Below are 25,196 nucleotides of genomic sequence, written 5' to 3' on the forward strand. Positions count from 1 at the left end.
CCCATCGGCCGCCAACAGGCCGCGTGGTTGTTTGGAACTCGCATCGCGCAAACCATCTTGGCCAGCGATCCATTCGATCGCACCCAACAGGCCGGACATATGGATGCAAGCGATCCGATCTCACCAAACAGCTCTTGTGCCACGGGGGCCGTCCACATATGGGTCCTGGCTTTCGCCAGGACGACGTATGGGAAGAGCCGTGGCTGTCATACCCGCGAAAGCTCGTAGCCCGGATGCAGCGAAGCGTAATCCGGGACCGGTCGCGCCGGCGGCGAGAGCCGCCCCGGATTGCGCTTCGCTGCATCCGGGCTACGGAGTTCTACTTCCTGACGCAGATCACGCGGACCACGGCGGCCTTGGCGTCCGCCGAGTCGCCCGACGCGGTCACGCCATGCGCCTTCAGGAAGCTGCGCACCGTGTCGGCCGGCACCAGCGCGGCCTGCGCCGGCGGCGCCGCGTTTGGGGGGCCTGCAACGACGACGGGTTTCAGCGTCGCGATGCCGGCAAACCTGCCGCCGCCGTCGAGCGCCGCCGCGCCGGAGAACCCGAGCGCCGGCGTCGGTGACAGCGCCTGATCGCCGCCGCCGATCTGTGCGACCGAGGCCTTCACGCTGCTCGCGGCCGCGCCGCCGCCCTGGTTCTGCGGATCGGCAATCCCGGTGATGTCGAGCGCGGTCTGCGTCGCCTGGCCTGCGATATTGAGCGGCTTCAGCCCGCGCGCGCCATAGATGCGCAGCAGCGCGAGGTCGTGATCCTTGTCGTCGGCGACCCGATCGGCATTGCCGTAGCCCGGGATCGTCAGCGCGATGCAGTCGTCGGTCGCGACGCGATCGGTCACGATGGCGCCGTCATCGCTGACCACGACGCCGGTGGCATATTCGACGGTCTTGCGCGGCGGCGGACCGGCCTGCACGGCGGACGGAAATGCGTTGAAGGCGCTCGACATCGCGATCACCACCGGCTCGACCGTGGTCTGCATCGCCTGGTCATAGAGGATGGTGAGGATGCGGATCTCGTCGCCCTTCAAGGTGCCGCGCAGATAGAACTTCTTCAGCCCCTGCATGCCCGACAGCACGAAGAAATCCGGCTTCACCACGGTGTAGTCGATGGTGCGGCCGGCCGGCTCCTTCTTTTCTTGCTCGGCAAGCTTTGCGGTGGCGGGGCTTGCTTCCTTGCGCCGGGTCAGCAGCACCTGGACGGTGCCGGTCGGCGAGGTCCATTTGGCCCCGGAAGCGTCGCTGGTGAGCTGCGGCACCAGCTTGGTCGGAATGCCGAGCCGCGCCCCGGTGGCCGGCTCGGTGACGATCTTCCAGCCGACACCTTCCTGCTTCCGCCGCGCAGTGTCGGCGAGCACGCCGCGCTCCTGCGGGTTCAGCACGCCGGTCGGCTTGCCGCCGCGCTTCTTCTGGAATTCCTTGATCGCATTGACCATGCGCTCGCTGACGTCGCCGGTAATGGCGCCGTTATATTCGCCGACCCAGGCGAGGTCGGATTGCAGCGCCAGCCGCTCGGCCTGCGCCATCGCGCCAGCGGTATCCTCCGGCTTCTGCAGCCCGGGGCGTATCGGCACCGTCGCCACGGTTTTCGGCTTCGCCCCCGCCGTCGAGGGCGGCGTCATCTGGGCCTGCGCCATGCCCATGGAAGCGGCCATCAATGTTGCCGAAAGCACCGATCTCATGACAAATCCGGGGGGAATGACTGACACCATTGACGTCCAGGCAATTAAGCACATCTGCTTGGTCGGCAACAACCGCGCTCCGGTTCAGGGAACAGCGCGCAGGACACCGCAATGCTGAGTGCCGACGAACTTGAACGCTATGCCCGCCACATCGTGCTGCGCGAGGTGGGCGGCCCCGGCCAGAATGCGCTGAAAGAAGCGTCGGTGCTGGTGATCGGCGCCGGCGGCCTCGGCGCGCCGGTGCTGATGTATCTGGCTGCCGCCGGCGTCGGCCGGCTCGGCGTGATCGATGACGATATCGTCTCGCTCTCCAATTTGCAGCGCCAGATCATCCATGCGACGTCTGACATCGGCAAGCGCAAGGTCGACAGCGCGGCGGCGCAGATCCATGCGCTCAATCCGCATGTGACGTTCGAGGCGCATCCGATGCGGCTCACCGCCGACAATGCGATGGCGCTGATCGCGAACTACGATCTCGTGCTCGACGGCTCCGACAATTTCGAAACCCGCTACCTCGTCGCCGATGCCTGCTTCCTCGCCAAGCGGCCGCTGATCACGGCGGCACTGGGGCAGTTCGACGGTTCACTGACCACGATCCGCGCGCATGAGAAGAATGCGGACGGCGTGTTCAACCCGACCTATCGCTGCCTGTTTCCGGAGGCGCCGCCGCCGGGCACGGTGCCGGCCTGCGCCGAGGCCGGCGTGATGGGTGCGCTTGCCGGCGTCCTGGGATCGATGATGGCGCTGGAGGCGATCCGCGAGATCGTCGGCTTCGGCGAGGGCCTGGTCGGTCGCCTCCTGATGGTGGATGCGCGCGCGATGCGGTTCGAAACCCTACGCTACGCGCGCGATCCGCAGAACCCGCTCAATGGCGATGGGCCTGTCATCACTGACCTCAGCGCCCATCGCACCTGATTGCTGCCGTTATCTGCTGGCCGGCTTCTCGCTGTCGAGATGCGCCATCTGCTCGGCCGCATAGCGCGTGCCGGCAGCGATATCCGGCGGGAAGGCTTTCGCCAGCGCTGCGAGATGGGCTTGCGTCAGCGTCAGCTTGGTCGCGCCGAGCGCTTCGGTGAGACGGTTGCGGGTGCGGGCGCCGACCAGCGGCACGATCTCCCTGCCCTGCGCCGCGACCCAGGCGATCGCGACCTGCGCCGGCGTCGCCCCGATCTCGGCGGAAATAGCGCGCAACTGCTCCACCAGCGCGAGATTGGCATCGAGGTTCGCGCCCTGGAAGCGCGGCGTCATCAGTCGGTAGTCCCTGCCGATCTTGCCGGACTCCTTCGACCAGTGGCCGCTGATCAGTCCGCGCGCCAGCACGCCGTAGGCTGTGATGCCGATGCCAAGCTCGCGGCAGGTCGTCAGGATATCGCGCTCGATACCACGCTCGATCAGCGAGTATTCGATCTGGAGATCGACGATCGGATGCACGGCATGAGCACGGCGGATGGTGTCGGAGCCGACCTCAGACAGGCCGATATGTCTGATGTAGCCGGACTTCACCAGATCGGCGATGCCGCCGATCGTCTCCTCGATCGGAACGTTGGGATCGAGACGTGCCGGGCGATAGATGTCGATGTAGTCGGTGCCGAGACGTTGCAGCGAATAGGCGAGAAAATTCTTCGTCGCGGCCGGTCGGGTGTCCATTCCGGCGAATTCACCCGCGGGGCCGCGCAGCGCGCCGAACTTGACGCTGATCTGCAGCCGGTCGCGCGCGACGTCCTTCAGGGCTTCCTGCACCAGCATCTCGTTGTGGCCCATGGCGTAGAAGTCGCCGGTATCCAGCAGCGTGATGCCGGCATCGAGCGCCGCATGCACCGTGGCGATGCTCTCGCCGCGATCGGCCGGGCCATAGACCTCGGACATGCCCATGCAGCCGAGGCCGAGGGCCGAGACGGTGGGCCCGGTTGAGCCGAGTTTGCGTGTGTCCATGTGGATGTTCCTCGAACGTTTGCGGCGGAAAATCCGTCGCCAAATGCCGAGCTGATATGGGCCGGCCAGCTTTCGCCGATAAGCTGGACAATCGCGAATGGCTTGTTCACTATATCGAACAATGCAGGATTTCGACCTTCGCGACCTCGACGCCTTCGTGGCGGTGGCGCGCACGCGCAATTTCCGGCGTGCGGCGCTCGAGCAGCGCGTCTCGGTCTCCAGCCTCAGCCAGCGCCTGCGCGACATGGAGAAGCGGCTCGGCGTCCGCCTGATGAACCGCACCACCCGCAGCGTCGCGCTGACCGAGGCCGGCGAACTGCTGCTTGCCCGTGTCGCGCCGGCCATGGTCAATGTTGCCGATGCGATCATCGAGGTGCGCGGCCTGCGCGCCGAGCCGTCGGGGCGGTTGCGCATCAACGCGCCGCCGCCCGCGGTCGATCTGGTGCTGGCGCCGATGATCGCGCCGTTCCTCGCCAGATATCCGCGGGTCGAGCTCGACGTCGTCGCGGAGAGTGCGTTCGTCGACATCGTCGCGCAGGGCTTTGACGCCGGCGTGCGTTACGGCGAGCACCTGGCACAGGACATGGTCGCGGTCCCATTGGGCGCGCCGCAACGTTACGCGATCGTGGCGTCCAGTGAGTATGTCGCAAAGCACGGCCGGCCGATGCATCCGAAGGATCTGCTGGCGCACCCCTGTATCCGCAGCCGCTTCAGCAACGGCGTGATGTTCGATTGGGAGTTCGAGAAGAACGGCCGTGTGGTGAAGATTTCACCGCCGGCCAGGCTGACCGCGACCCATCTCGGCCTCGCGCTGCGTGCGGTTCATGACGGCGTCGGCTACTGGGCGACGTTCGAGGGCTATGTCCGCTACGGCGTTAAATCCGGTGCGCTGGTCAGCGTGCTCGACGACTGGTGCCCGCCATTCGACGGACCGTTCCTCTATTATCCGAGCCGTCGCCAGCCGCCGCCGGCGCTCGCCGCGTTCGTGTCGTTCGTTGCCGACTGGCGCAAGCAGGCGCTGCGGAAGAGGTAAGACGGGCTGTCACCACATCGTCGTCCCGACCTTGAGCCGGGACCCATAACCACAAATGCGGATTGTCTTGCAGCGCTGGGGGCCACAGCCCTCGCAACAACGAGGTCCTGCGTTCGCAGGGACGACACCGAATGGGTGATTACAGCATGCGCCTCGCCGGCCGCATCGGCTCCTTTGCATGGGGTTGTTTTCGATATTTTGGCAGCGCGCCCCCGCGACGGCAGGGCTGTCGCATATGACTACCCACGTCCTGTAGCCCGGATGGAGCGAAGCGCAATCCGGGGGCGGTCTGTCCGCGGATACAGGCCCCGGATTTCGCAGCGCTCCATCCGGGCTACAGATCTCTCTTCCCTTCCCCTGAAAGGGGGAAGGTCGGGATGGGGGGCAGCCACACGCACCGTCGCTCGTGGAGAGAGATGATCCCCACCCGCTTTGCTCTGGCGAGCAAGGCGACCTCCCCTATTTAAGGGAGGTTGGAGCTGCGTGGCTTGGATCGAGCGCGGCGCAATCCCGGCTACGAAATCACAGCATGCTCGGTAGCACGCGATCCGGCGGCTTGTGGGCGTCGAGGAAGGTTCGGATGTTGATGATCACCTTCTCGCCCATCTCGACGCGGCCCTCGATGGTGGCCGAACCCATATGCGGCAGCAGCGTCACCTTGCCGGCCTTGGCGAGCCGCACCAGCTTGGGGTTCACCGCCGGCTCGTGCTCATAGACGTCGAGGGCTGCGCCGCCGATATCGCCGGCTTCGATCAGCTTGATCAGCGTGTCCTCGTCGATCACCTCGCCGCGCGCGGTGTTGACGACATAGGCCTCTTTCCGGATCAGCTTGAGCCGCCGCGCCGAGAGCAGGTGATAGGTGGCCGGCGTGTGCGGGCAATTCACCGAGATGATGTCCATCCGCGCCAGCATCTGATCGAGGCTTTCCCAATAGGTGGCCCCGAGCTCTTCGGCGATCATAGGCGCCACCGGGCGGCGGTTGTGATAGTGGATCTGCAGGCCGAAGGCGCGGGCACGGCGCGCCACGGCCTGGCCGATGCGGCCCATGCCGACGATGCCGAGCCTCTTTCCACCGATGCGGTGGCCGAGCATCCAGGTCGGCGACCAGCCCGCCCAGTGCTGCTTGCCTTCGGTCAGGATCGAAGCGCCCTCGATCAGGCGCCGCGGCACCGCCAGGATCAGCGCCATGGTCATGTCGGCGGTGTCCTCGGTCAGCACCTTCGGGGTGTTGGTCACCGTGATGCCACGCGCATGCGCCGCGGCGACATCGATATTGTCGACGCCGTTGCCGAAATTGGCGATCATCTTCAGCTTGCAGTCGGGCTGATTGATCACGTCCTCGCGGATCATGTCGGTCACGGTCGGCACCAGCACGTCGGCGGTCCTCGCCGCCTCGGCGATCTGCTCCGGCGTCATCGGCGTGTCGTCGAGATTCAATCTGGCGTCGAACAGCTCGCGCATCCGGGTCTCGATCGAGTCCGGCAGCTTGCGGGTGACGACGACGAGAGGCTTTTTCTTCACCGACATGTCCTGCTTTCATGAGGCGCGCGGCCTGCCAAAAAACAAACCGTTCAGGCCTCATTAACCCGGTTGTTCGACACTGCTGATAGCCGCGCTGTCCCGGCGTTTCCTTCGCGTTTCCTAGGGTTCCCCGATACTTGCCCCGGCTTTTCGCCAAGGCGAAACGACGGGAAATTCGGGTGTTCTGGCTCTCAGGCGTTCCGTCCTCTCTAGCAGAAGGCCGGGCCAAGACAAGAACCCCTCGGACTTGCAGTGCGGGAGCGAACGGGCGCAGGCGCAGGGGCCTTCGGGCGTGGTTGGGGTTGCAGTGCGCCGAATGCGGGTTGGGCATCTCGGCAGGAGACGGGTTGATGGTGGCGTTCTGGCGTTTCGGTTCATTGGTGGCGCTGGTCGGAAGCATGCTGAGCGCGTCGGTCATGCCCGGACATTCCGCCAAGGATTTGAGCCCCACTACCAGCGGCCTGCCGATTCCGCGCTATGTCAGCCTGAAGTCGGATCACGTGAACGTCCGGGCCGGCCCGACCAAGGACAATGACGTCGCCTGGGTCTACACGCGGTCGGGGCTGCCGGTCGAAATCACCGCCGAGTTCGAGAACTGGCGCCGGGTGCGCGATTCCGAGGGTGCCGAAGGCTGGGTCTATCACTCCCTGCTGTCCGGCCGCCGCACCGCCGTCGTCACGATGAAGAACAAGGACGATCTGGCCTCGCTCTACGATCGCCCCGACGCCACCAGCGCGATCGCGGCCCGCCTGCAGGCCGGCGTCGTCGCGCAGGTGAAGAAATGCGCCAATAACTGGTGCCGGGTCACCGGCAGCGGGTTCGACGGCTGGATCGAGCAGCAGCGCCTCTGGGGCGTCTACGCCGACGAGAAGGTGGACTGAGCTTCCCCGACCGCAAATGAAAATGGCCGGGACGAGCCCGGCCATCACAACTCAAATCGACGGTAAGACCGTTCAGCGCTTCTTGCGCAGCCGCACCACCATGTCGACGCGGGAAATCTCGTAGCCTTCCGGCACGTCGGGCATCTTCGACAGCACGAGGTTCGGATCGGGGATATCGACCAGCTCGTGGTTGTGCTCGAGATAGAAGTGGTGGTGCGTCGACACGTTGGTATCGAAATAGGTTTTCGTGCCGTCGACGCTAACCTGGCGCAGCAGGCCGGCATCGGTCAGCTGGTTCAGGGTGTTGTAGACGGTCGCCAGCGACACCGGAACCTTGGCCAGCGTGGCTTCCTCGTACAGCATTTCAGCGGTCAGGTGGCGGGCACCCTTGCCGAACAACAGCCAGCCCAGCGCCATGCGCTGGCGGGTCGGCCGCAGACCGGCAGACTGCAACATCTCGTTGACGTCATGCCACGGACAGCCGGTCAGGGCAGGGTGGTGCCCAGCGCCCCGGGCAGCCGGGTGCACGGCATCATCGTTCACAGCCGGTACTTCCTCGTTCATATCCACTCTATGCACCCAACTCAGGCAATATTCCTCATAAATATAAAAAGGATGCCTATCAGATGCAAGTTTTTCGCAACTAGAACGAATCCAAGCTGCGGTAGAAACCTAAGGAGAAGCGGTCATTTATCCTCGGAATGCCGCTTTGCCGCCCAGTTGGCGCTATGTTAGAGAGCGCGCGGACCACATATGCGCTTTCGGCAGAGATAACAGGCCGTAGCGTACCCAGGTAGCGCCAAGATGCGGGACGGGTTATTCCGGTTCCCGTGGGTAGATCAAGGTCCGACCAAGCAAAGCGCTCATCGGGACATCAGAGGTGGAAAGAGGATGCTGGATCGGCGCGGCGGTTACGAATACGAGGATTTGCTGGCTTGCGGGCGGGGCGAGCTTTTCGGTCCCGGCAACGCCCAGTTGCCGCTGCCGCCGATGCTCATGTTCGATCGCATCAGCGAGATTTCGGAGAATGGCGGCGAGTTCGGCAAGGGGCTGGTGCGCGCCGAGCTCGAGGTGAAACCGGATCTCTGGTTCTTCGGCTGCCATTTCAAGAATGATCCGGTGATGCCGGGCTGCCTCGGCCTCGATGCCATGTGGCAAATGGTCGGCTTTTACCTCGGCTGGATCGGTGGCGAAGGTCGTGGCCGCGCGCTCGGCCTCGGCGAGCTGAAGTTCTCCGGACAGGTGCTGCCGCAAGCGCGCAAGGTTGTGTACAACATCGATATCAAGCGCGTGATGCGGTCAAAGCTCGTGCTTGGAATTGCCGACGGGTGGCTTTCCATGGACGACGAGATTATCTATCGCGCCAAGGACTTGAAGGTCGGGTTGTTCAAGCAGGGCACGGCTCCATCTTGAGCAGGATCATCATGCGGCAACATAAAGGCAGGGCGAGGCGAACATGAGGCGGGTTGTCATCACGGGGATGGGTATTGTCTCGTCCATCGGTAACAACACCCAGGAAGTGCTTGCGAGCCTCTACGAGGCGAAGTCGGGCATTTCGCGCGCGGAGAAGGCCGCCGAACTCGGCTTCCGTTCGCAGGTGCACGGTGCGCCGACACTCAATCCTGCCGAGGTGATCGATCGCCGCGCGATGCGGTTCCTTGCCGAAGGTGCGGCGTGGAATCACGTTGCGATGGAACAGGCGATCCGCGACTCGGGCCTCGAGGAAAGCGAAGTCTCCAACATCCGTACCGGCATCATCATGGGATCCGGCGGTCCGTCGACGCGCACGCTGGTGGAGGCCGCCGACATCGCACGCGCCAAGGGCCCGAAGCGCGTCGGTCCGTTCGCGGTGCCGAAGGGCATGTCCTCGACCGCGTCGGCGACGCTCGCCACCTGGTTCAAGATCAAGGGCGTGAACTATTCGATCTCCTCGGCCTGCGCGACGTCGAACCATTGCATCGGCAACGCCTATGAGACGATCCAGATCGGCAAGCAGGATGTCATCTTCGCCGGCGGCTGCGAGGAACTCGACTGGACGCTGTCGGTGCTGTTCGACGCCATGGGCGCGATGTCCTCGAAGTACAACGACACGCCGGCCACCGCCTCGCGTCCCTACGATCTCAACCGCGACGGCTTCGTCATCGCGGGCGGCGCGGGTGTCGTGGTGCTGGAAGAGCTCGAGCATGCCAAGGCGCGCGGCGCCAGGATCTATGGCGAGGTCGTCGGCTACGGCGCGACGTCCGACGGCTACGACATGGTGGCGCCGTCGGGCGAGGGCGCCGAGCGCTGCATGCGGATGGCGATGTCGACGGTGAACACGCCGGTCGATTACATCAATCCGCACGCCACTTCGACGCCCGCCGGCGATCCGCCGGAGATCGAGGCGATCCGCAAGGTGTTCGGCACCGGCGACAAGTGCCCGCCGATCTCGGCGACCAAGGCGCTGACCGGCCACTCGCTCGGCGCCACCGGCGTGCAGGAAGCGATCTATTCGCTGCTGATGCTGAACAACGGCTTCATCTGCGAGAGCGCGCATATCACCGAACTCGATCCGGTGTTTGCCGACATGCCGATCGTGCGCAAGCGCATCGACAACGCCAAGCTCAACACCGTGCTGTCGAACTCGTTCGGCTTCGGCGGCACCAACGCGACGCTGGTGTTCAGGCGGCTTGACGCGTGATTTCGCCTCTCCTCGCTTGCCGAGGGAGGTCCGCGGGCAGCGAATGGGAACATTGCAACGATCCGGAATGGGGTGGGAATGATTATTGAACCGCGCGTGCGAGGCTTCATCTGCACGACGGCACATCCCGTCGGCTGCGCCACGAATGTCCGCGAACAGATCGCCTATGTTCTGAAGCAGGGCCCGGTCGCCGACTGCCCGAAGCGCGTTGCCGTGCTGGGCTGCTCGACGGGGTATGGCCTCGCGAGCCGCATCGTCGCGACCTTCGCCGGCGGCGCCGATACGATCGGCGTGTCGCTGGAGCGCGAGCCGTCGGAAAAGAGAAGCGCCAGCGCCGGCTGGTACAACAACCGCGCCTTCGAGATCGAGGCCCAGAAGATCGGACGCTCGCCGCTGACGCTCGAAGGCGACGCCTTCTCCGACGAGCTGAAGGCGACCTTCATCGAGCGCGTGCGCGAGAAATTCGGACAGCTCGACCTGCTGGTCTACAGCATGGCCGCTCCGGTCCGGACCGATCCCGACACCGGCAAGACCTATCGTTCGGTGATCAAGCCGCTGGGCGCCCCGGTCGAGATCAAGACGCTCGACACCGAGACCGGCGAGGTGTTCCAGACCACGCTCGAACCGGCGAGCGAGGAGCAAACCGCGGCAACCGTCGCGGTGATGGGCGGCGACGACTGGAAGCGCTGGATCGACCAGCTCGCGGATGCCGGCGTGCTGGCGCCGGGCTTCCGGACGCTCAACTACACCTATATCGGCAGTGAACTGACCTGGCCGATCTACTGGAACGGCACGCTCGGCCGCGCCAAGGTCGATCTCGACAGCAAGGCGGAAGCGATCCGCGGCCGGCTCGGTGCGGACGCCGCCCGCGTCGTCGCGCTGAAGGCCGTGGTCACCCAGGCGAGCTCGGCCATTCCGGTGGTGCCGCTCTATGGCACCGTGCTGTTCAAGGTGATGAAGCAGCTCGGGCTTCACGAAGGCTGCATCGAGCAGATCGATCGCCTGTTCCGCACCAAACTCGGCAAGGATGTCGCGCTCGACGATACGCAGCGCGTCCGGGTCGACGATTGGGAGCTTTCGCCCGAAGTGCAGACGGAAGTGTCGCGGCGCTGGCCACTGCTCACCACCGAGACGCTCGGCGAGTTGGCCGATCTCGGCGAGTACAAGAGCCAGTTCCTGCGCCTATTCGGCTTCGGCATCGACGGCGTCGACTACACGCAGGATGTCGATCCCCGCGTCGTGCCGGGTTAGGCCGTTCGGGAAACATCGCATTCACAGCTTCGTAGCCCGGATGGAGCGAAGCGCAATCCGGAACAGTCCCTCTGTGGCGGAGAGCCCCGGATTTCGCTGCGCTTCATCCGGGCTACATGTCTCACCCCGCCGCGATCTTCTCTGCGCGCTGGAACGCGGGCCGGGCCACGCAGCGGCCGATATAGGCCTCGAATGACGGCCGCGGCGGCACCATCTTGAACACGCGCACCGCAAAGTTCAGTCCCGCGCCGATCGCGATGTCGGCAGCGGAGAATTGATCGCCGAGGATCCATGGCCCCTTCTGCAGCTCGGCGTCGAGCACGTCGAACACCTGCGCGGCGCTGCCCCATGCCGCGGTGCTGGTCGGCACCTCGAGCTTGGTGAAGAGCTGGATCAGCGCCGGCTCGATGCAGCTCGGCGAGAAGAACAGCCACTGCAGGTAGCGCGCCCGCTTCGGGTCCGTCGCTGCCGGCGCGAGTTTGGTCTCGGGATAGCGGTCGGCGATATAGGCGCAGATCGCGGCGGCCTCGGCGAGCTGCGCGTCGCCGTCGGTCAGCGCCGGCACCTTGCCCATCGGGTTGATCTTGAGGAAGTCCGGCGATTTCTGCGCGCCGGTGCTGATATCGGTCAGCACCCGTTCGTATGGCAGACCGGATTCCTCCAGCAGCCAGATGGCTGAGAACGAGCGCGAGCGCGGCGACCAGTACAACTTGATCATGGCGTAGCCTCCGATGTGCGGTTTGTCCTCTTCCACCGATAGTGCTTCATCATGAAGCCGGTGACCGGATTGGGCGCTTCCCTCTCGAACACAAAGCCTTCGCGCTCGTACCAGCGCCAGGCCTTCTCATTCTCGCGGACGCATTTCAGCCAGATCTCGTCGGGCATCTGCCGGCGCGTGAAGGCAAGCAGCTCGCGTCCCAGGCTCCGGCCATGATAGGCGGGGACCACCATCAGCTGATCGAGCAGCGAGGTCGGCATGTGCAGCGCAAGCATGGCGGCGATGGCGCCGCGATCGTCGGCGACGAACAGGCTCCAGCCGCCGGCGATCTCGCGCGGCAGGCGGACACGCAGATCGTTCAACAAGCTGTCGCTGGCTTGCGAGAGCCCGGTCGAAACCCAGCTCGCCATCCAGGCGCGCGCGATCGCGTCATGTTCGTCGGGACGAGCGGGGCGGATGATCGGCGGCGTCATTGTTCCCTATCGCGTTCGACGCCGGCGGCGCGACGCTGTGGGTGCATAAAGTCGAAAGCCCGCGATCGTCTCGCGGAGCTTTCAACTCTAGCGCAGTTGTGTGCGACCGGCGAGGCCGGCGGCTCACACGCCGAGCGTGCCGGCCTTTGCTGCCGCATAGCGCTCGGCCACGGCCTGCCAGTTCACCGTATTCCACCACGCCTTGAGATAATCCGGCCGGCGGTTCTGATAGGTCAGATAATAGGCGTGCTCCCAGACGTCATTGCCGAGCAGCGCGCGCTTGCCGTCCATGATCGGATTGTCCTGGTTCGGCCGCGTCTCGATCGCGAGCTTGCCGTCCTTGGTCACGGTGACGAACACCCAACCGGAGCCGAACACGCGCCCGCCGGCAGCGTTGAATTCAGTCTGGAATTTTTCCATGCCGCCGAGGTCGCGATCGATCGCGGCGAGCACCTCGCCGTCCGCCTTGCCGCCGTTCGGTCCCATGATCTGCCAGAACATGGTGTGGTTGGCGTGGCCGCCCATGTTGTTGCGAACGCCGGTACGGATCGCCTCCGGCACGCTGCCGAGATTGGCGAGCACCTCGACGACCGGCTTCTCGGCGATCTGCGGATTGTCCTTGGCGAAATTGTTGAGGTTGGTGACATAGGCCTGATGATGCCGGTCGTGATGGATTTCCATCGTCTTGGCGTCGATATGCGGCTCCAGCGCATTGGTGGGATAGGTCAGCGGATCGATCTTGAACGGTCCGGCTGGAGCCTGCGCCGTGGCTTGCGCGAACGCTGCGCGCGATGTGGCGGCGGCCGCGGCGATGCCGCCTGCTGCGATGATCAAATGGCGTCGGGACATCGAGGACATCGTGGTTCTCCGTGCTGGGAAAGCTCCCTGATGTTAGGCCCGAGTTGTGAACGGGTTCCAGCGAATCCGGTCACAATGCCGGGTCAAAATCGCGCATGCCGATCAGCGGAGATTGATTTGCGTCCGATCTCGGCAAACCAAAAAGGGCGGCCACAGGGCCGCCCTTTTCGTAACAGTCGATTTGCTAGTCGATTGGCCTTGGCTTACTCGCCGGCAGCTTCGCGCGGCGCCGCAGCCGGCGCTTCGGTCTTCTGCTTGGCCTCGAGATCCTCGCCGGTCTCCTGGTCGACCGCCTTCATCGACAGGCGGGTCTTGCCGCGATCGTCGAAGCCGAGCAGCTTGACCTTGACCTTGTCGCCTTCCTTGACGACGTCGGAGGTCTTCTGCACGCGGTTGGACGCGAGCTGGCTGATGTGGACGAGGCCGTCCTTGGCGCCGAAGAAGTTCACGAACGCGCCGAACTCCATCACCTTGACGACGGTGCCCTCGTAGATCTGGCCGACCTCCGGATCGGAGGCGATCGACTTGATCCACTTGATCGCAGCCTTCATCGCCTCGCCATCGTTGGAGGCGACCTTCACGGTGCCGTCGTCCTCGATGTTGACCTTGGCGCCGGTCTTCTCGACGATCTCGCGGATCACCTTGCCGCCGGTGCCGATCACTTCGCGGATCTTGTCGGTGGCGATCTTGAAGGTCTCGATGCGCGGTGCGTATTCGCCGAGCTCGGCGCGCGCCGCGGTCAGAGCCTTGGCCATCTCGCCGAGGATGTGGATGCGCCCTTCCTTGGCCTGGCCAAGCGCAACCTTCATGATCTCCTCGGTGATACCCTCGATCTTGATGTCCATCTGGAGCGAGGTGATGCCGTGGTCGGTGCCGGCGACCTTGAAGTCCATGTCGCCGAGATGATCCTCGTCACCGAGGATGTCCGACAGCACCGCGAAGCGCTGACCTTCGAGGATCAGGCCCATGGCGATACCGGCCGTCGGCCGCTTCAGCGGCACGCCGGCGTCCATCAGCGACAGCGACGCGCCGCACACCGAAGCCATCGAGGACGAGCCGTTCGACTCGGTGATCTCGGAGACCACGCGGATCGTGTACGGGAACTCGTGATGCGGCGGCAGCACCGGGTGGATCGCGCGCCAGGCGAGCTTGCCGTGGCCGATTTCGCGGCGCTTGGTGCCGCCGAGGCGACCGGTTTCACCGACCGAGTAGGGCGGGAAGTTGTAGTGCAGCAGGAACGTTTCCTTGTACGTCCCCGACAGTGCATCGATGTACTGCTCGTCCTCGCCGGTGCCGAGCGTGGTCACGACCATCGCCTGGGTCTCACCGCGGGTGAACAGCGCCGAGCCGTGGGCACGCGGCAGCACGCCGGCTTCGGCGATGATGTTGCGCACGGTCTTGGCGTCACGGCCGTCGATGCGCTTGCCGGTGTCGAGGATGTTCCAGCGAACGATCTTGGCTTCCAGTTCCTTGAACACGCCGGCGACGCGAAGCTTGTCGTATTTCGGCTCCTGGCCTTCCGGGAAGAAGTGCGCCAGCACCTTTTCCTTGACGGCGCCGACCGCGGCATAGCGTTCCTGCTTGACCGGGATCGCATAGGCCTTGCGGAGCTCCTGTTCGGCGATGCCGAGCATCTCCTTCTCGATCTCCGAATTGTCGATCGTGGTGACTTCGCGCGGCTCCTTGGCGGCCTTCTCGGCGAGCTCGATGATCGCGTTGATGACGGGCTGGAAGTGGCGGTGGCCAAACATGACCGCGCCGAGCATCACGTCCTCGTTGAGCTCCTTGGCTTCCGATTCGACCATCAGCACGGCGTCGGCGGTGCCGGCGACGACGAGATCGAGCTGGGTCTCGGTCATCTCGTCCAGCGTCGGGTTGAGCACGTATTCGTCATTGGCGAAGCCGACGCGCGCGGCGCCGATCGGGCCCTTGAACGGCGCGCCCGACAGCGTCAGGGCGGCGGAGGCGGCGACCAGCGACACGATGTCCGGATCGTTCTCCATGTCGTGCGAGAGCACGGTGACGATCACCTGGGTCTCGTTGCGCCAGCCGTCGACGAACAGCGGACGGATCGGGCGGTCGATCAGGCGGGAGACCAGCGTCTCCTTCTCGGTCGGACGGCCTTCGCGCTTGAAATAGCCGCCGGGAATGCGGCCCGCGGCGTAGGTCTTCTCCTGGTAGTCGACCGTGAGCGGCAGGAAGTCGACGCCCTCGCGCGGCGCCTTCGCCGCAACGACGGTGGCAAGCACCACGGTCTCGCCGTAGGTGGCCATCACGGCGCCGTCGGCCTGGCGGGCGATCTTGCCGGTTTCAAGTTTGAGGGGACGTCCACCCCAGTCGATTTCGACGGAATGCGAATTGAACATTTCGGTTTTCTTTCATGGTTTCACGAAAGCACGGCGCCCTGAAACACAAAGACCATGCCAAGACGGCGAGACACTGATGCGCTGTCGCGATCAGCATCCGGCGATCCTGCCATGGTCCCTGGATTTCGGATGGCGTCCATCCTTTCGGTCATCTGGGCATCTTGCCCGGTCCAGCGGCCGGATTGCTGCTGGACGCTAGTGTGCATGGCGCGACTGCCATGCTGCGCATGATCATCTTTCGACAATTCGAAAGCCCGAGTTCACGGACGACCATGCGAAAACGCGCGCGAACCCTCGCGCGCGTGCTTCTCAAATCAACGACGGATGTTGTGCTTTTCGAGCAGCGCCTTGTAGCGCGCCTCGTCCTTGCGCTTGATGTAGTCAAGCAGGGAACGACGCGTCGACACGAGCTTCAGGAGGCCGCGACGTGAATGGTTGTCCTTCACATGGCTCTTGAAGTGCTCGGTGAGGTTATTGATGCGTTCCGACAGGATCGCGACCTGAACCTCGGGCGAGCCGGTGTCGCCGGCTTTGTTGGCATTCGTCTTGATGACTTCCGCTTTGCGTTCGGCGGTAATCGACATCGTCAGTTACTTTCATCGTTGCGAGCCGGACCGGCAGTCAGTCCGTTCAGGTTGAACACGCGCTTGGGGATGAGTTCGCCATTGCCAATTTCGGCAAGCGCGAGAAGCCGGCCTGCCACCGTGACATAGACTGTGCCGCTGGTATTGGGCGCATCCCGTCCGCGCAACAAAACGGCCTGGCCCCTGTGGAGCCTTGCCGCATCAGCCCGTGTGACGGCCAGTGCCGGGATGTCGTCCAGCGCGGTCTCAACGGGCAAAAGCGCGTCGGCGAGGCTGCCCTCGCCAGACGCGGCTCTATTGCATAAAGCCTCCAACTGTTCCAGCGGAATCATGTCCCGTTCGGTAAACGGACCGACAAGGGTCCGCCGCAGGGCGCAGATATGGCCGAAACAGCCCAGAATCCGGCCCATATCGCGGGCCAGCGCCCGGACATAGGTTCCCTTGCCGCACTCGGCCTCGAATACGGACTGGCCGTTATCGCCATGTTCCACAAGGGTTAACTCGTGAATTTCGACCGGGCGCGGCTTCAGTTCGACGGTCTCGCCGTCGCGCGCCAGATCATAGGCGCGCTCGCCCTGCACCTTGATCGCCGAATATTGCGGCGGGATCTGCTCGATCACCCCGGTAAAGCGCGGCAAGAGTTCCCGGATCGAATCGGCGGTCGGCCGGCTCTCGCTGGTCCTGACCGGCCGCCCCTCAGTGTCGTCGGTGTCGCGCTCCTCGCCCCAGCACACCGTGAAGCGGTAGCGCTTGCGGCCGTCCATCACGAACGGCACCGTCTTGGTGGCCTCGCCCAGCGCGATCGGCAAGCCGCCGGAGGCGAGCGGATCGAGCGTGCCGGCATGGCCGGCGCGCTTGGCCTGAAACAGGCGCTTGAGCACCGCGACCGCCTGCGTCGAGGTCATGCCGATCGGCTTGTCGAGCACCACCCAGCCGTGGACGTCGCGCTTGTCGCGGCGCGGCTGCTGGTTCTGCCTGCCTTGCTTCTGGCGCGGGTCGTTGTTGGTGCGGCGCGCATCGTCGGTGCGCTGGCCGGCAAAAGCATCCCGCTCAGCGTCGCGCGCGTCGGTATCCTTCGCGTCGATAACGCTGTTGGTCGTCATCACAGTCATCACTCGTCGTCCGAATCGGGTGCAAGGTCTCGCTGCACCGCAGGTGTCCGCAGTAGTTTCTCGATGCGCTCCGCCTCGTCGAACCGCTCATCGACGCGGAAGCGAATATCGGGTGCAAATTTCAGGTTGACGCGGTGCGCGATCTCGCCGCGAAGGAACTTCTTGTTGCGCTCAAGCGCGGATATCACCGTGTCGGTGTCGCGTCCGCCGAGCGGCATCACGTAGATCGTGGCGAGCTTCAGATCCGGCGACATACGCACCTCGGGAACGGTGATGATGTGGCCTTCCAGATCGGGATCGTGAACCTCACCCTGTGACAGAATCTCGGCAACTGCATGGCGAACCGTTTCGCCGACGCGCAGCTGACGTTGCGATCCGCCGGGGCTGGAACTCTTCTTTTGACGGGGCATGACCTTCTTCCAAAACCGTCACGCCCGCCGGCCTTGGCCGCGGGCATCAATGTCCTTGCTTTGCTTTCAATCGGACGATGCGCTGGTGGCCGGACTAAAGTCCGGCCACGCCGTCGCATTCTCAGTTAAATGGACCCAACGCCTAGCAAGATCTGCGCTTCGTAAGATTTGGACTTACAGAGAGCGCTGGATCGTCTCGATGCGGTAACACTCGATCACGTCGCCGACACGCATGTCGCCGTAGTTCTCGAACGCCATGCCACACTCCTGGCCGGCGACCACTTCCTTCACTTCATCCTTGAAGCGCTTCAGCGTCGACAGCTTGCCTTCGTGCACCACGACGTTGTCGCGGATCAGGCGAACATTGGCGCCGCGTTCCACGGTGCCGTCGGTGACGCGGCAACCCGCGACCTTGCCGACCTTGGAAATGTTGAACACTTCCAGGATCTGCGCGTTGCCCAGCATGGTTTCGCGCAGTGTGGGCGCGAGCAGGCCGGACATCGCCTTTTTGATGTCATCCACGAGGTCGTAGATGATGTTGTAGTAGCGGATCTCGATGCCGTTGCGCTTGGCCGCGGCCGCCGCTTCCTTGTTGGCGCGGACCGAGAAGCCGATGATCGCGGCGTTGAAGCCCTCCGCCAGCGTGACGTCGGACTCCGAGATGCCGCCGACGCCGGCATGCAGGATGCGGGCGGCGACTTCGTCGGTGCCGAGCTTCTCGAGCGAGCCCAGGATCGCTTCCAGCGAGCCCTGCACGTCGGCCTTGACGATCAGCGGGAACTCCTTGCGGCCCGCGGTCTTGAGCTGCGACATCATCTGCTCGAGCGAGCCGCGCATGCCCGAGATCGAGGCCGCGGCATTCTCGCGCTTCTGGTGCGCGCGATAGCTCGTGACCTGACGGGCGCGGGCTTCGTTCTCGACAACGGCGAGACGATCGCCGGCTTCCGGCGGACCGTTGAAGCCGAGCACCTCGACCGGCACCGAAGGGCCGGCCTCTTCGAGATTCTCGCCCTGGTCGGAGATCAAGGCGCGGACGCGGCCCATCTCGGCGCCGGCCACGATGATGTCGCCGACGCGCAGCGTGCCGCGCTGCACCAGCACGGTCGCGACCGGACCGCGTCCGCGATCGAGCTTGGCTTCGATCACGGTGCCTTCCGCCGGACGCTCCGAGTTGGTCTTCAGGTCGAGGATTTCGGCCTGCAGCGCGATCATCTCGAGCAGCTTGTCGAGATTGGTCTTGTTCTTGGCCGAAACCTCGACGTCGACGACGTCGCCGCCGAGCGATTCGACCTGCACCTCGTACTGGAGCAACTCGGTGCGCACGCGCTCCGGCCGCGCATCCGGCTTGTCGATCTTGTTGATCGCCACGATCATCGGCACCTTGGCCGCCTTGGCGTGATTGATCGCCTCGATCGTCTGCGGCATCACGCCGTCATCGGCCGCGACCACCAGCACGACGATGTCGGTGACCTTGGCGCCGCGGGCGCGCATCGCGGTGAACGCGGCGTGGCCGGGCGTGTCGATGAAGGTGATCTTGGTGCCGCTCTCGGGCGACAGCACCTGGTAGGCGCCGATATGCTGGGTGATGCCGCCGGCTTCGCCCGATACGACGTTGGCGTGGCGCAGCGCGTCGAGCAGCGAGGTCTTGCCGTGGTCGACGTGACCCATGACGGTGACCACCGGCGAGCGCGGCTCGGTGTCGGTGGAATTGTCGACGACGTCGAACAGGCCCTCTTCCACGTCGGACGCCGCGACGCGCTTGACGCTGTGGCCGAGTTCTTCGGCGATCAGTTGCGCGGTGTCGGCATCGATCACGTCGGTGATCTTGTGCATCGCGCCCTGCTTCATCAGCATGCGGATGACGTCGACCGCGCGTTCCGACATGCGGTTCGCGAGTTCCTGGATCGTGATCGCTTCCGGAATGGTGACTTCGCGGATCAGCTTTTCCTTCGGTTCGTTCGACGCATGCCCCTTCAGGCGCTGGGTGCGGCGGCGGAACGAGGCGATCGAACGCTCGCGCACGTCGTCGGCGTTGAGCGCAGTGGTCAGAGTGAGGCGGCCGCGCTCCTTCTGCGGACCGGGCTTGTGGGTGGTCTTCGGAGCCGCGGCGGGGCGCACGGCGCCGCCGGGGCGGCGCACCAGGCGCGGACCTTCGTCTTCGTCCGGCCCGGCCGCAACTGCCGCCGGCCGCGGCGCAGAGGCTGGTGCGCGCGCGGTTGTCGTGGTGGTCGGGCGTGCTGCGGGCGCGCGGGCAGGCGGAGCAGACGCAGGTGCGGCTGTCGCGGGCCTGGCCGCTGTTGTGGCCGGAGCGCCGGGTTTGGCTTCGCCCTCGCCAAAGCGGCGCTTGGCCTCGACCTCGGCCTTGCGCTTAGCCTCTTCCTCGTGGCGGTGGCGCTCCTCTTCCGCCTTGCGGCGGGTTTCGGCGGCCTCGCGCTCGGCCTTCTCGGCAGCCTCGCGGACGGCGCGGCGCTTGGCTTCCTCTTCGGCCTGGCGGCGCTCCTCGATGTCGCGCTGACGGGCGTCGGCCAGCGCGCTGGCGCGCGCGGAACGCTCGTCCTCGGTCAGGGTCGGCAGCACCACGCCGGAGCGGGTGTTACGCTGCTGCTGGCCGGGAGGCGGGCCTGAGGGGCGGCCGAGCGGCGGCCTGGCGGCCGGCGCCGCAGGCTTTGCAACCACGGGTTCCGGCGCGTGCGCCTCGCCGGGACCATCGCCACCGACGCGACGCTTGCCGCGCTTCTCGACCACGACCTGCTTGGTCCGGCCGTGGCTGAAGCTCTGGCGCACGGTGCCCGTCTCGACGCGCGGCTTCAGCGACAACGTCTTGCTCGGGACACTCAAAGTCTTGTCGCCAGGGGTCTTGGTATCAACCATTCAGCAGTCCTAATCTCGTTTCGCTGTGCGTTTGCCGCACAAATCCTTCAACGTGTCGTCGTTTGCTGAGCATGACCGGTCGGAAAGACGGCGTCCGCCTTCCCGGATCACGCTCTGGAATTTCTGGCCGCTTCGGCGGTCTTGTCGTCGTCGGCCATCCGGTATCGGACCAGCATCTGGCAGCGCGACAGGAACGTCTTGCTCGCCGGGCCCGCGAGCAGCGCAGCATGTATCACATTTGACCGCCCAAGTGCCAAATCCAATTCTTCCGACGTCAAAACATTGACGACGGGGATTACCGGCGATTCACCACGTTTTTCGCCCCTTTGCCTCACGATCGCGTCCAATTTGCGGATTCCGTCCGCCGCGCCGTCGGAAGCGTGGATCAGGGCTGCAGTTTCGTTCCGGTTGAGTGCGTCCTCGACCTTGCCGAAGCCCGAAACCACCTGACCGGCCTTGGCGGCCATCGCCAGGGCCTCGGTGACGCTGCGCACCAGGAGGGTGTCGGTGTCGGCGGGGAGGGTCGGCGCGACGCGGACGTCGCGCTTGAATCCCTTGCTAAATTGGTGACGGCGGACCGCTTCCGCAACGCTGCGCCGCGATGCGGAAACCCATAGTCCGCGGCCGGGCAGCTTGCGCTTGAGATCCGGGATCACCTCGCCCGTGGGCGTGACGACGAACCGGATCAGCTCGTCGATCGGACGCACCTCGCGGCTGACCGCGCACATCCGCGTGGTCGCGGACTTCTGCGTCCGCGGCCCATCGTCAAGATCGGGGTCAGCCTGAGCCAGCATCCGTGGGGCATCTCCTTACGAAGCCGTCGTTTCTGCTTCGGCGGCCTCGGCCTCCTCAGCAGGCTTGGCGAGGTCGGCCTCGGTAATCCAGCCGGCCTTCAGACGGGCCTGCATGATCAAGGCCTCGGCCTCGTCGCGCGAGATCTCGATGCCGTCGAGGAACCCGGCATGCTTGGTCGGCTCGCCGCCTTCCTTGCGCTCGGTCCAGCCGACCAGATCGTCGGTGGCGCAGCCGGCGAGATCCTCGACCGTCTTCACGTCGTTCTCGCCGAGCTTCACCAGCATCTTGCCGGTGATGCCGGGCACGTCCTTCATGGCGTCCTCGACGCCGAGTTCCTTGCGCTTGGCTTCCAGTTCCGCCTCGAGCTGTTCCAGATATTCGCGGGCGCGGGTCTGCAGCTCGGTGGCGGTCTCCTCGTCGAAACCCTCGATGCCCGCGAGTTCCTTGACGTCGACCAGCGCGAGTTCCTCGACCGAGGTGAAGCCTTCGGAGGCGAGCAGCTGGCCGACCACCTCGTCGACATTGAGCGCTTCCATGAACACGCGGGTCGAGTTCTCGAAGTCGGCCTGGCGGCGCTCCGACTCTTCCTGCTCGGTCAGGATGTCGATGTCCCAGCCGGTCAGCTGCGAGGCGAGGCGGACGTTCTGGCCGCGGCGGCCGATCGCCAGCGACAGCTGGTTGTTGGTGTCGGGAACCACGACCTCGATGCGCTCGCGGTCCTCGTCGATCACGACCTTGGCGACTTCCGCCGGCGCCAACGCGTTGACGACGAAGGTCGCGATGTCTGGCGACCACGGGATGATGTCGATCTTCTCGCCCTGCAGCTCGTTCACCACGGCCTGCACGCGCGAGCCGCGCATGCCGACGCAGGCGCCGACCGGGTCGACCGAGGAATCGCGCGAGATCACGCCGATCTTGGCGCGCGAGCCCGGATCGCGGGCGACCGCCTTGATCTCGACGATGCCGTCATAGATCTCCGGCACTTCCTGCGCGAACAGCTTCGCCATGAACTGCGGATGGGTGCGCGACAGGAAAATCTGCGGACCGCGGGTCTCGCGGCGGACGTCGAAGATATAGGCGCGGACGCGGTCGCCGTTGCGGAACACTTCGCGCGGCAGCATCTCGTCGCGGCGCACGATCGCTTCGCCACGGCCGAGGTCGACGATCACGCTGCCATATTCGACGCGCTTGACGATGCCGTTGACGATGTCGCCGATGCGGTCCTTGAATTCCTGGTACTGCCGGTCGCGCTCGGCCTCGCGCACCTTCTGCACGATCACCTGCTTGGCCGACTGCGCGGCGATGCGGCCATATTCCAGCGGCGGCAGCGTGTCGGCGATGGTGTCGCCGACCTGGGCGCCCGGATTGGCGCGCTGCGCGTCGTGCAGCGAAATCTGGTTGGAAGAGTTTTCGACGACGTCGACCACCAGCATGTGGCGGGTCAGCCGCAGCTCGCCCTTCTTGGCATCGATCTCGGCATGGACGTCGGTCTCGCTGCCGTAGCGGGCACGCGCGGCCTTGGCGATGGCGTCTTCCATCGCCGCGATCACGATGGAGCGGTCGATCGACTTTTCGCGCGCAACTGCGTCTGCGATCTGCAGCAGTTCGAGTTTGTTGGCGCTGACTGCCATGGCTTAGTCTCCTTCGGATGGATCGATCTCGCCACGGCGCGCGCGCTCGGCCGCCAGGCGGTGCTTTTTGGTATTGGTCGGGGCCGGCTTCTTGCCGGGCTTGTGAGCAGGCTTATCACCAGGCTTGGGTTTCGGCTTCTGGCTCTTCGCCGGATCGCTCTTCTTGGCGTGGGCCGGCTGCGGCGGCGCGAGGCCGAGCTCGCGGCGCAGCTCGCGCTCGGCGGCCTTGCCGCGGCGCATCGATTCCTCGATCAGCTCATCGGTCAGCACCAGCCGCGCGTCCGAGATGTCCTCCATCACCAGGAGAACCTCGGCGTCCTCGTCCGGACGCGGATCGTCGCGCCTGATGCGCACCGCATCGCCTTCGACGCCGGCGAGCACGCCGCGGAACCGCTTGCGGCCCTGATGCGCCACTGCCATCTCGATCTTCACGAGATGTCCGGTGTAGCGCTCGAAGTCGGAGCGGCGCACCAGCGGACGGTCGATGCCGGGCGAAGAGATTTCCAGCCGGTAGGCGCGCTCGATCGGGTCGGCGACATCAAGCACCGGCGACAGCGCGCGCGAGATCGCCTCGCAATCCTCGAGCTGCATCGAGCCGTCGGGCCGCTCCGCCATGATCTGCACGGTGCAGCCGGCATCGCCCGAGACCTTGATGCGCACCAGGCGATAGCCCATGCCCTGCAGCACCGGGACCGCGACCGCGGCGACGCGCGCCGCGACCCCGGGCTCGACGACGAGACGCGGCTCGGCGAGCAGTTCGGTGTCCACGGACGTGGCGGTCGGTTCGGTCATATCCAGTGTCAAAGGCTGTCTAAGGTCTAAAGGCTGCTGAGGTCTGTTGTGTTGTTCAGATGGCCTTAAGGGGCCGCTAACGCTACCCAAACGGGACCCGGCTTCGCTGGGTCCCGTCAGGTAATAAAAAAGAGCGGGTCCCGGGGGGCCCACTCTCCTACGCGATCGTATGAGATACCATAAGTTGCGCTGGATATAGCTCTTTTGCCCGGGTCCGGCAAGGCCCCCGGGTCCGGCGGGAGGCGATTTTGCGGCTCTCCGGATGCCGGATTGATCTAACCCTCCGTTTACGAACGGGACCATAGATTGCCGAAAATCGGCAGAAGTCGCCGGTTGGACAAGGCTCATGACGACAGCCCCTGCGCTGATCCCGGAACTCGACGACATCGTTCGCCGCGGCGACCCCAAGCGCCGCGCCGAGGCCGCGCGGCGGCTCGGCGAGCTGTTCCTGCAGGGCGCCGCGAGTTTTCGCCCCGACCATATCGACTTGTTCGACGGGGTGCTGACGAGCCTGGTCCCGCATGCCGAGCTTGCCGCGCGGATCGATCTCGCCGAACGGCTCGCGCTGCTCGCCAACGCGCCGCGGCATCTGGTCGGGCAGCTCGCCCGCGACGACGAGGTCGCGATCGCGGGGCCGCTGCTGCGCCGATCGCCGGTGATTGACGAAAAGGTGCTGGTCGAGATCGCCAATGCCAAGGGCCAGGGCCATCTGCTCGCGATGGCCGAGCGGCCAAAGCTCTCGACCGCGCTGACCGACGTCCTCGTCCGACGTGGCGATCGCGACGTGATCCGATGCGCGGCCGGCAATGCGGGCGCGGCGTTCTCGGACGCCTCCTTCACGACGCTCGTGCAACGCGCCAGCCAGGACGGCGTGCTGACGCTGCGGATCGGCCGCCGCGATGATCTTCCGCCCGAGCACCTGAAGGGCCTGCTCGCCGGCTCGATCGACGTGATCCGCCGCCGTCTGCATGCCGTCGCCAAGCCGGAACGCCAGGCCGAGATCAAGCTGGCGATGACCGAGATCGAGGGCGCGATCGTTCAGGTCGAGGGCCGCGATTTCACAGCCGCACAGCGCGCCATCCTGGCGCTGCATCGCGCCGGCGAATTGAACGAGGCCGCGGTGGCCGGCTTCGCAAAGGCCTTCAAATATGAGGAATGCGTGGCGGCGCTTGCCGCGATGGCGGGCGTGAAAATCGTCACGCTCGATCGCCTGATCTCCGGCGACCGTTACGATCCGATCCTGATCGCGAGCAAGACGATCGGCTTCGAATGGCCGACCGTGCGTACCCTGATCCTGATGCGGCTCGGGCCGAACCGCGTGCCGTCTCCCGCCGATATCGAAGGTGCGCGGGTGAATTTCGTGCGCCTGATGCCCTCCACCGCGCAGCGCGTCGTGGAGTTCTGGAAGTCGCGCTAGTTCACGCTAACTGCTCTTGGCTCCGTCATCCTGAGGAGCGCCGCAGGCGCGTCTCGAAGGATGCACGGCCACAGTTGGGCCGTCGACCCTTCGAGACGCGCGTTCCGCGCTCCTCAGGGTGACGGGATCATCAAATACCTCCCAATTTCAAATTGAGCCGCTATGCTTTCCGCAAGGCGCGACACAGCGCCAA

At 65.2% G+C, this 25,196-nt stretch carries 22 protein-coding genes; 7 read left to right on the forward strand and 15 right to left on the reverse strand.

The genetic code is table 11. The features are described 5' to 3' along the window. Positions 1-319: 319 nt before the first annotated feature. Positions 320-1,678: a serine protease gene (locus I6F38_RS38325; protein ID WP_225164071.1), complete on the reverse strand. Its 1,359-nt coding sequence runs from the start codon at positions 1,676-1,678 to the stop codon at positions 320-322. A gap of 111 nt (positions 1,679-1,789) precedes the next feature. Between I6F38_RS38325 and moeB the strand changes: the two genes are divergently transcribed. After that, positions 1,790-2,593, forward strand: coding sequence for a molybdopterin-synthase adenylyltransferase MoeB (moeB, locus tag I6F38_RS38330; RefSeq protein ID WP_225164072.1), 804 nt, complete (start codon positions 1,790-1,792; stop codon positions 2,591-2,593). 9 nt (positions 2,594-2,602) lie between these two features. On the opposite strand, the gene I6F38_RS38335 is transcribed toward moeB, so the two are convergent. Continuing rightward, positions 2,603-3,610, reverse strand: a complete 1,008-nt coding sequence (locus I6F38_RS38335) for an aldo/keto reductase (RefSeq protein WP_225164073.1) — start codon at positions 3,608-3,610, stop codon at positions 2,603-2,605. 121 nt (positions 3,611-3,731) lie between these two features. Here I6F38_RS38335 and I6F38_RS38340 point away from each other — a divergent pair, with 121 nt between their 5' ends. After that, positions 3,732-4,643, forward strand: coding sequence for a LysR family transcriptional regulator (locus I6F38_RS38340; RefSeq protein ID WP_225164091.1), 912 nt, complete (start codon positions 3,732-3,734; stop codon positions 4,641-4,643). A 522-nt stretch (positions 4,644-5,165) separates the two neighbouring features. Here I6F38_RS38340 and I6F38_RS38345 read toward each other — a convergent pair. Beyond that, positions 5,166-6,170: a D-glycerate dehydrogenase gene (locus tag I6F38_RS38345; protein ID WP_057015287.1), complete on the reverse strand. Its 1,005-nt coding sequence runs from the start codon at positions 6,168-6,170 to the stop codon at positions 5,166-5,168. Between the two features lie 347 nt (positions 6,171-6,517). Here I6F38_RS38345 and I6F38_RS38350 point away from each other — a divergent pair, with 347 nt between their 5' ends. Then, complete coding sequence (locus I6F38_RS38350) at positions 6,518-7,045, forward strand: SH3 domain-containing protein (protein ID WP_225164092.1); 528 nt, start codon at positions 6,518-6,520, stop codon at positions 7,043-7,045. A 72-nt stretch (positions 7,046-7,117) separates the two neighbouring features. Here the strand turns inward: I6F38_RS38350 and irrA are convergent, their stop codons facing one another. Then, complete coding sequence (gene irrA, locus I6F38_RS38355; protein WP_026192029.1) at positions 7,118-7,609, reverse strand: iron response transcriptional regulator IrrA; 492 nt, start codon at positions 7,607-7,609, stop codon at positions 7,118-7,120. Positions 7,610-7,936: 327 nt separating this feature from the next. Between irrA and fabA the strand changes: the two genes are divergently transcribed. From fabA to fabV, 3 genes are all read left to right on the forward strand, one after another. Then, positions 7,937-8,458, forward strand: a complete 522-nt coding sequence (gene fabA, locus I6F38_RS38360; protein WP_057015289.1) for a 3-hydroxyacyl-[acyl-carrier-protein] dehydratase FabA — start codon at positions 7,937-7,939, stop codon at positions 8,456-8,458. A 43-nt stretch (positions 8,459-8,501) separates the two neighbouring features. Continuing rightward, positions 8,502-9,725, forward strand: a complete 1,224-nt coding sequence (fabB, locus tag I6F38_RS38365; RefSeq protein WP_092081034.1) for a beta-ketoacyl-ACP synthase I — start codon at positions 8,502-8,504, stop codon at positions 9,723-9,725. A 78-nt stretch (positions 9,726-9,803) separates the two neighbouring features. Further along, positions 9,804-10,976, forward strand: coding sequence for an enoyl-ACP reductase FabV (fabV, locus tag I6F38_RS38370; RefSeq protein ID WP_225164074.1), 1,173 nt, complete (start codon positions 9,804-9,806; stop codon positions 10,974-10,976). 121 nt (positions 10,977-11,097) lie between these two features. Here fabV and I6F38_RS38375 read toward each other — a convergent pair whose 3' ends face one another. From I6F38_RS38375 to rimP, 11 genes are all read right to left on the reverse strand, one after another. Continuing rightward, positions 11,098-11,694, reverse strand: a complete 597-nt coding sequence (locus I6F38_RS38375; RefSeq protein WP_225164075.1) for a glutathione S-transferase family protein — start codon at positions 11,692-11,694, stop codon at positions 11,098-11,100. Then, the gene (locus I6F38_RS38380; protein ID WP_225164076.1) at positions 11,691-12,167 is read right to left on the reverse strand and encodes a GNAT family N-acetyltransferase; all 477 of its coding nucleotides are present in this window, start codon (positions 12,165-12,167) and stop codon (positions 11,691-11,693) included. Before I6F38_RS38380 ends, I6F38_RS38375 begins: the two co-directional genes overlap by 4 nt. Positions 12,168-12,290: 123 nt before the next feature. Continuing rightward, positions 12,291-13,025, reverse strand: coding sequence for a superoxide dismutase (locus tag I6F38_RS38385; RefSeq protein ID WP_225164077.1), 735 nt, complete (start codon positions 13,023-13,025; stop codon positions 12,291-12,293). Positions 13,026-13,228: 203 nt separating this feature from the next. Beyond that, the gene (gene pnp, locus I6F38_RS38390) at positions 13,229-15,391 is read right to left on the reverse strand and encodes a polyribonucleotide nucleotidyltransferase (RefSeq protein ID WP_050383431.1); all 2,163 of its coding nucleotides are present in this window, start codon (positions 15,389-15,391) and stop codon (positions 13,229-13,231) included. 314 nt (positions 15,392-15,705) lie between these two features. Further along, positions 15,706-15,975, reverse strand: coding sequence for a 30S ribosomal protein S15 (rpsO, locus tag I6F38_RS38395; protein WP_016844725.1), 270 nt, complete (start codon positions 15,973-15,975; stop codon positions 15,706-15,708). Positions 15,976-15,977: 2 nt separating this feature from the next. After that, on the reverse strand, positions 15,978-17,087 hold the full coding sequence (truB, locus tag I6F38_RS38400; protein WP_225164078.1) for a tRNA pseudouridine(55) synthase TruB: 1,110 nt from the start codon (positions 17,085-17,087) through the stop codon (positions 15,978-15,980). Next, a complete protein-coding gene (gene rbfA / locus I6F38_RS38405; protein ID WP_028343913.1) occupies positions 17,087-17,497 on the reverse strand; it encodes a 30S ribosome-binding factor RbfA in 411 nt (136 codons plus the stop codon). The genes truB and rbfA overlap by 1 nt, the downstream gene beginning before the upstream one ends. A gap of 174 nt (positions 17,498-17,671) precedes the next feature. Next, a complete protein-coding gene (gene infB / locus I6F38_RS38410; protein WP_225164079.1) occupies positions 17,672-20,368 on the reverse strand; it encodes a translation initiation factor IF-2 in 2,697 nt (898 codons plus the stop codon). A 107-nt stretch (positions 20,369-20,475) separates the two neighbouring features. Next, the gene (locus tag I6F38_RS38415; RefSeq protein ID WP_225164080.1) at positions 20,476-21,162 is read right to left on the reverse strand and encodes an RNA-binding protein; all 687 of its coding nucleotides are present in this window, start codon (positions 21,160-21,162) and stop codon (positions 20,476-20,478) included. Between the two features lie 15 nt (positions 21,163-21,177). After that, positions 21,178-22,794: a transcription termination factor NusA gene (nusA, locus tag I6F38_RS38420; RefSeq protein WP_225164081.1), complete on the reverse strand. Its 1,617-nt coding sequence runs from the start codon at positions 22,792-22,794 to the stop codon at positions 21,178-21,180. Between the two features lie 3 nt (positions 22,795-22,797). Then, entirely contained in the window at positions 22,798-23,586 is a 789-nt protein-coding gene (gene rimP / locus I6F38_RS38425) for a ribosome maturation factor RimP (protein ID WP_016840382.1), read from the reverse strand. Between the two features lie 346 nt (positions 23,587-23,932). Between rimP and I6F38_RS38430 the strand changes: the two genes are divergently transcribed. Beyond that, positions 23,933-25,003, forward strand: a complete 1,071-nt coding sequence (locus I6F38_RS38430) for a DUF2336 domain-containing protein (RefSeq protein ID WP_225164082.1) — start codon at positions 23,933-23,935, stop codon at positions 25,001-25,003. The last annotated feature ends 193 nt before the right edge of the window (positions 25,004-25,196 follow it).

Source organism: Bradyrhizobium sp. BRP56 (assembly GCF_020194035.1).
Classification (GTDB): domain Bacteria; phylum Pseudomonadota; class Alphaproteobacteria; order Rhizobiales; family Xanthobacteraceae; genus Bradyrhizobium; species Bradyrhizobium australafricanum.

Excerpts from the sequence above, each read along its gene's own strand:
- fabV (WP_225164074.1), top strand. The coding sequence starts at position 9,804 with ATGATTATTGAACCGCGCGTGCGAGGCTTCATCTGCACGACGGCACAT.
- I6F38_RS38380 (WP_225164076.1), bottom strand. The coding sequence starts at position 12,167 with ATGACGCCGCCGATCATCCGCCCCGCTCGTCCCGACGAACATGACGCG.
- I6F38_RS38430 (WP_225164082.1), top strand. The coding sequence starts at position 23,933 with ATGACGACAGCCCCTGCGCTGATCCCGGAACTCGACGACATCGTTCGC.
- rpsO (WP_016844725.1), bottom strand. The coding sequence starts at position 15,975 with ATGTCGATTACCGCCGAACGCAAAGCGGAAGTCATCAAGACGAATGCC.
- fabA (WP_057015289.1), top strand. The coding sequence starts at position 7,937 with ATGCTGGATCGGCGCGGCGGTTACGAATACGAGGATTTGCTGGCTTGC.
- rbfA (WP_028343913.1), bottom strand. The coding sequence starts at position 17,497 with ATGCCCCGTCAAAAGAAGAGTTCCAGCCCCGGCGGATCGCAACGTCAG.
- rimP (WP_016840382.1), bottom strand. The coding sequence starts at position 23,586 with ATGACCGAACCGACCGCCACGTCCGTGGACACCGAACTGCTCGCCGAG.
- fabB (WP_092081034.1), top strand. The coding sequence starts at position 8,502 with ATGAGGCGGGTTGTCATCACGGGGATGGGTATTGTCTCGTCCATCGGT.
- nusA (WP_225164081.1), bottom strand. The coding sequence starts at position 22,794 with ATGGCAGTCAGCGCCAACAAACTCGAACTGCTGCAGATCGCAGACGCA.
- moeB (WP_225164072.1), top strand. The coding sequence starts at position 1,790 with ATGCTGAGTGCCGACGAACTTGAACGCTATGCCCGCCACATCGTGCTG.
- pnp (WP_050383431.1), bottom strand. The coding sequence starts at position 15,391 with ATGTTCAATTCGCATTCCGTCGAAATCGACTGGGGTGGACGTCCCCTC.
- irrA (WP_026192029.1), bottom strand. The coding sequence starts at position 7,609 with ATGAACGAGGAAGTACCGGCTGTGAACGATGATGCCGTGCACCCGGCT.
- truB (WP_225164078.1), bottom strand. The coding sequence starts at position 17,087 with ATGACTGTGATGACGACCAACAGCGTTATCGACGCGAAGGATACCGAC.
- infB (WP_225164079.1), bottom strand. The coding sequence starts at position 20,368 with ATGGTTGATACCAAGACCCCTGGCGACAAGACTTTGAGTGTCCCGAGC.
- I6F38_RS38325 (WP_225164071.1), bottom strand. The coding sequence starts at position 1,678 with ATGAGATCGGTGCTTTCGGCAACATTGATGGCCGCTTCCATGGGCATG.
- I6F38_RS38345 (WP_057015287.1), bottom strand. The coding sequence starts at position 6,170 with ATGTCGGTGAAGAAAAAGCCTCTCGTCGTCGTCACCCGCAAGCTGCCG.
- I6F38_RS38385 (WP_225164077.1), bottom strand. The coding sequence starts at position 13,025 with ATGTCCTCGATGTCCCGACGCCATTTGATCATCGCAGCAGGCGGCATC.
- I6F38_RS38375 (WP_225164075.1), bottom strand. The coding sequence starts at position 11,694 with ATGATCAAGTTGTACTGGTCGCCGCGCTCGCGCTCGTTCTCAGCCATC.
- I6F38_RS38335 (WP_225164073.1), bottom strand. The coding sequence starts at position 3,610 with ATGGACACACGCAAACTCGGCTCAACCGGGCCCACCGTCTCGGCCCTC.
- I6F38_RS38415 (WP_225164080.1), bottom strand. The coding sequence starts at position 21,162 with ATGCTGGCTCAGGCTGACCCCGATCTTGACGATGGGCCGCGGACGCAG.
- I6F38_RS38340 (WP_225164091.1), top strand. The coding sequence starts at position 3,732 with ATGCAGGATTTCGACCTTCGCGACCTCGACGCCTTCGTGGCGGTGGCG.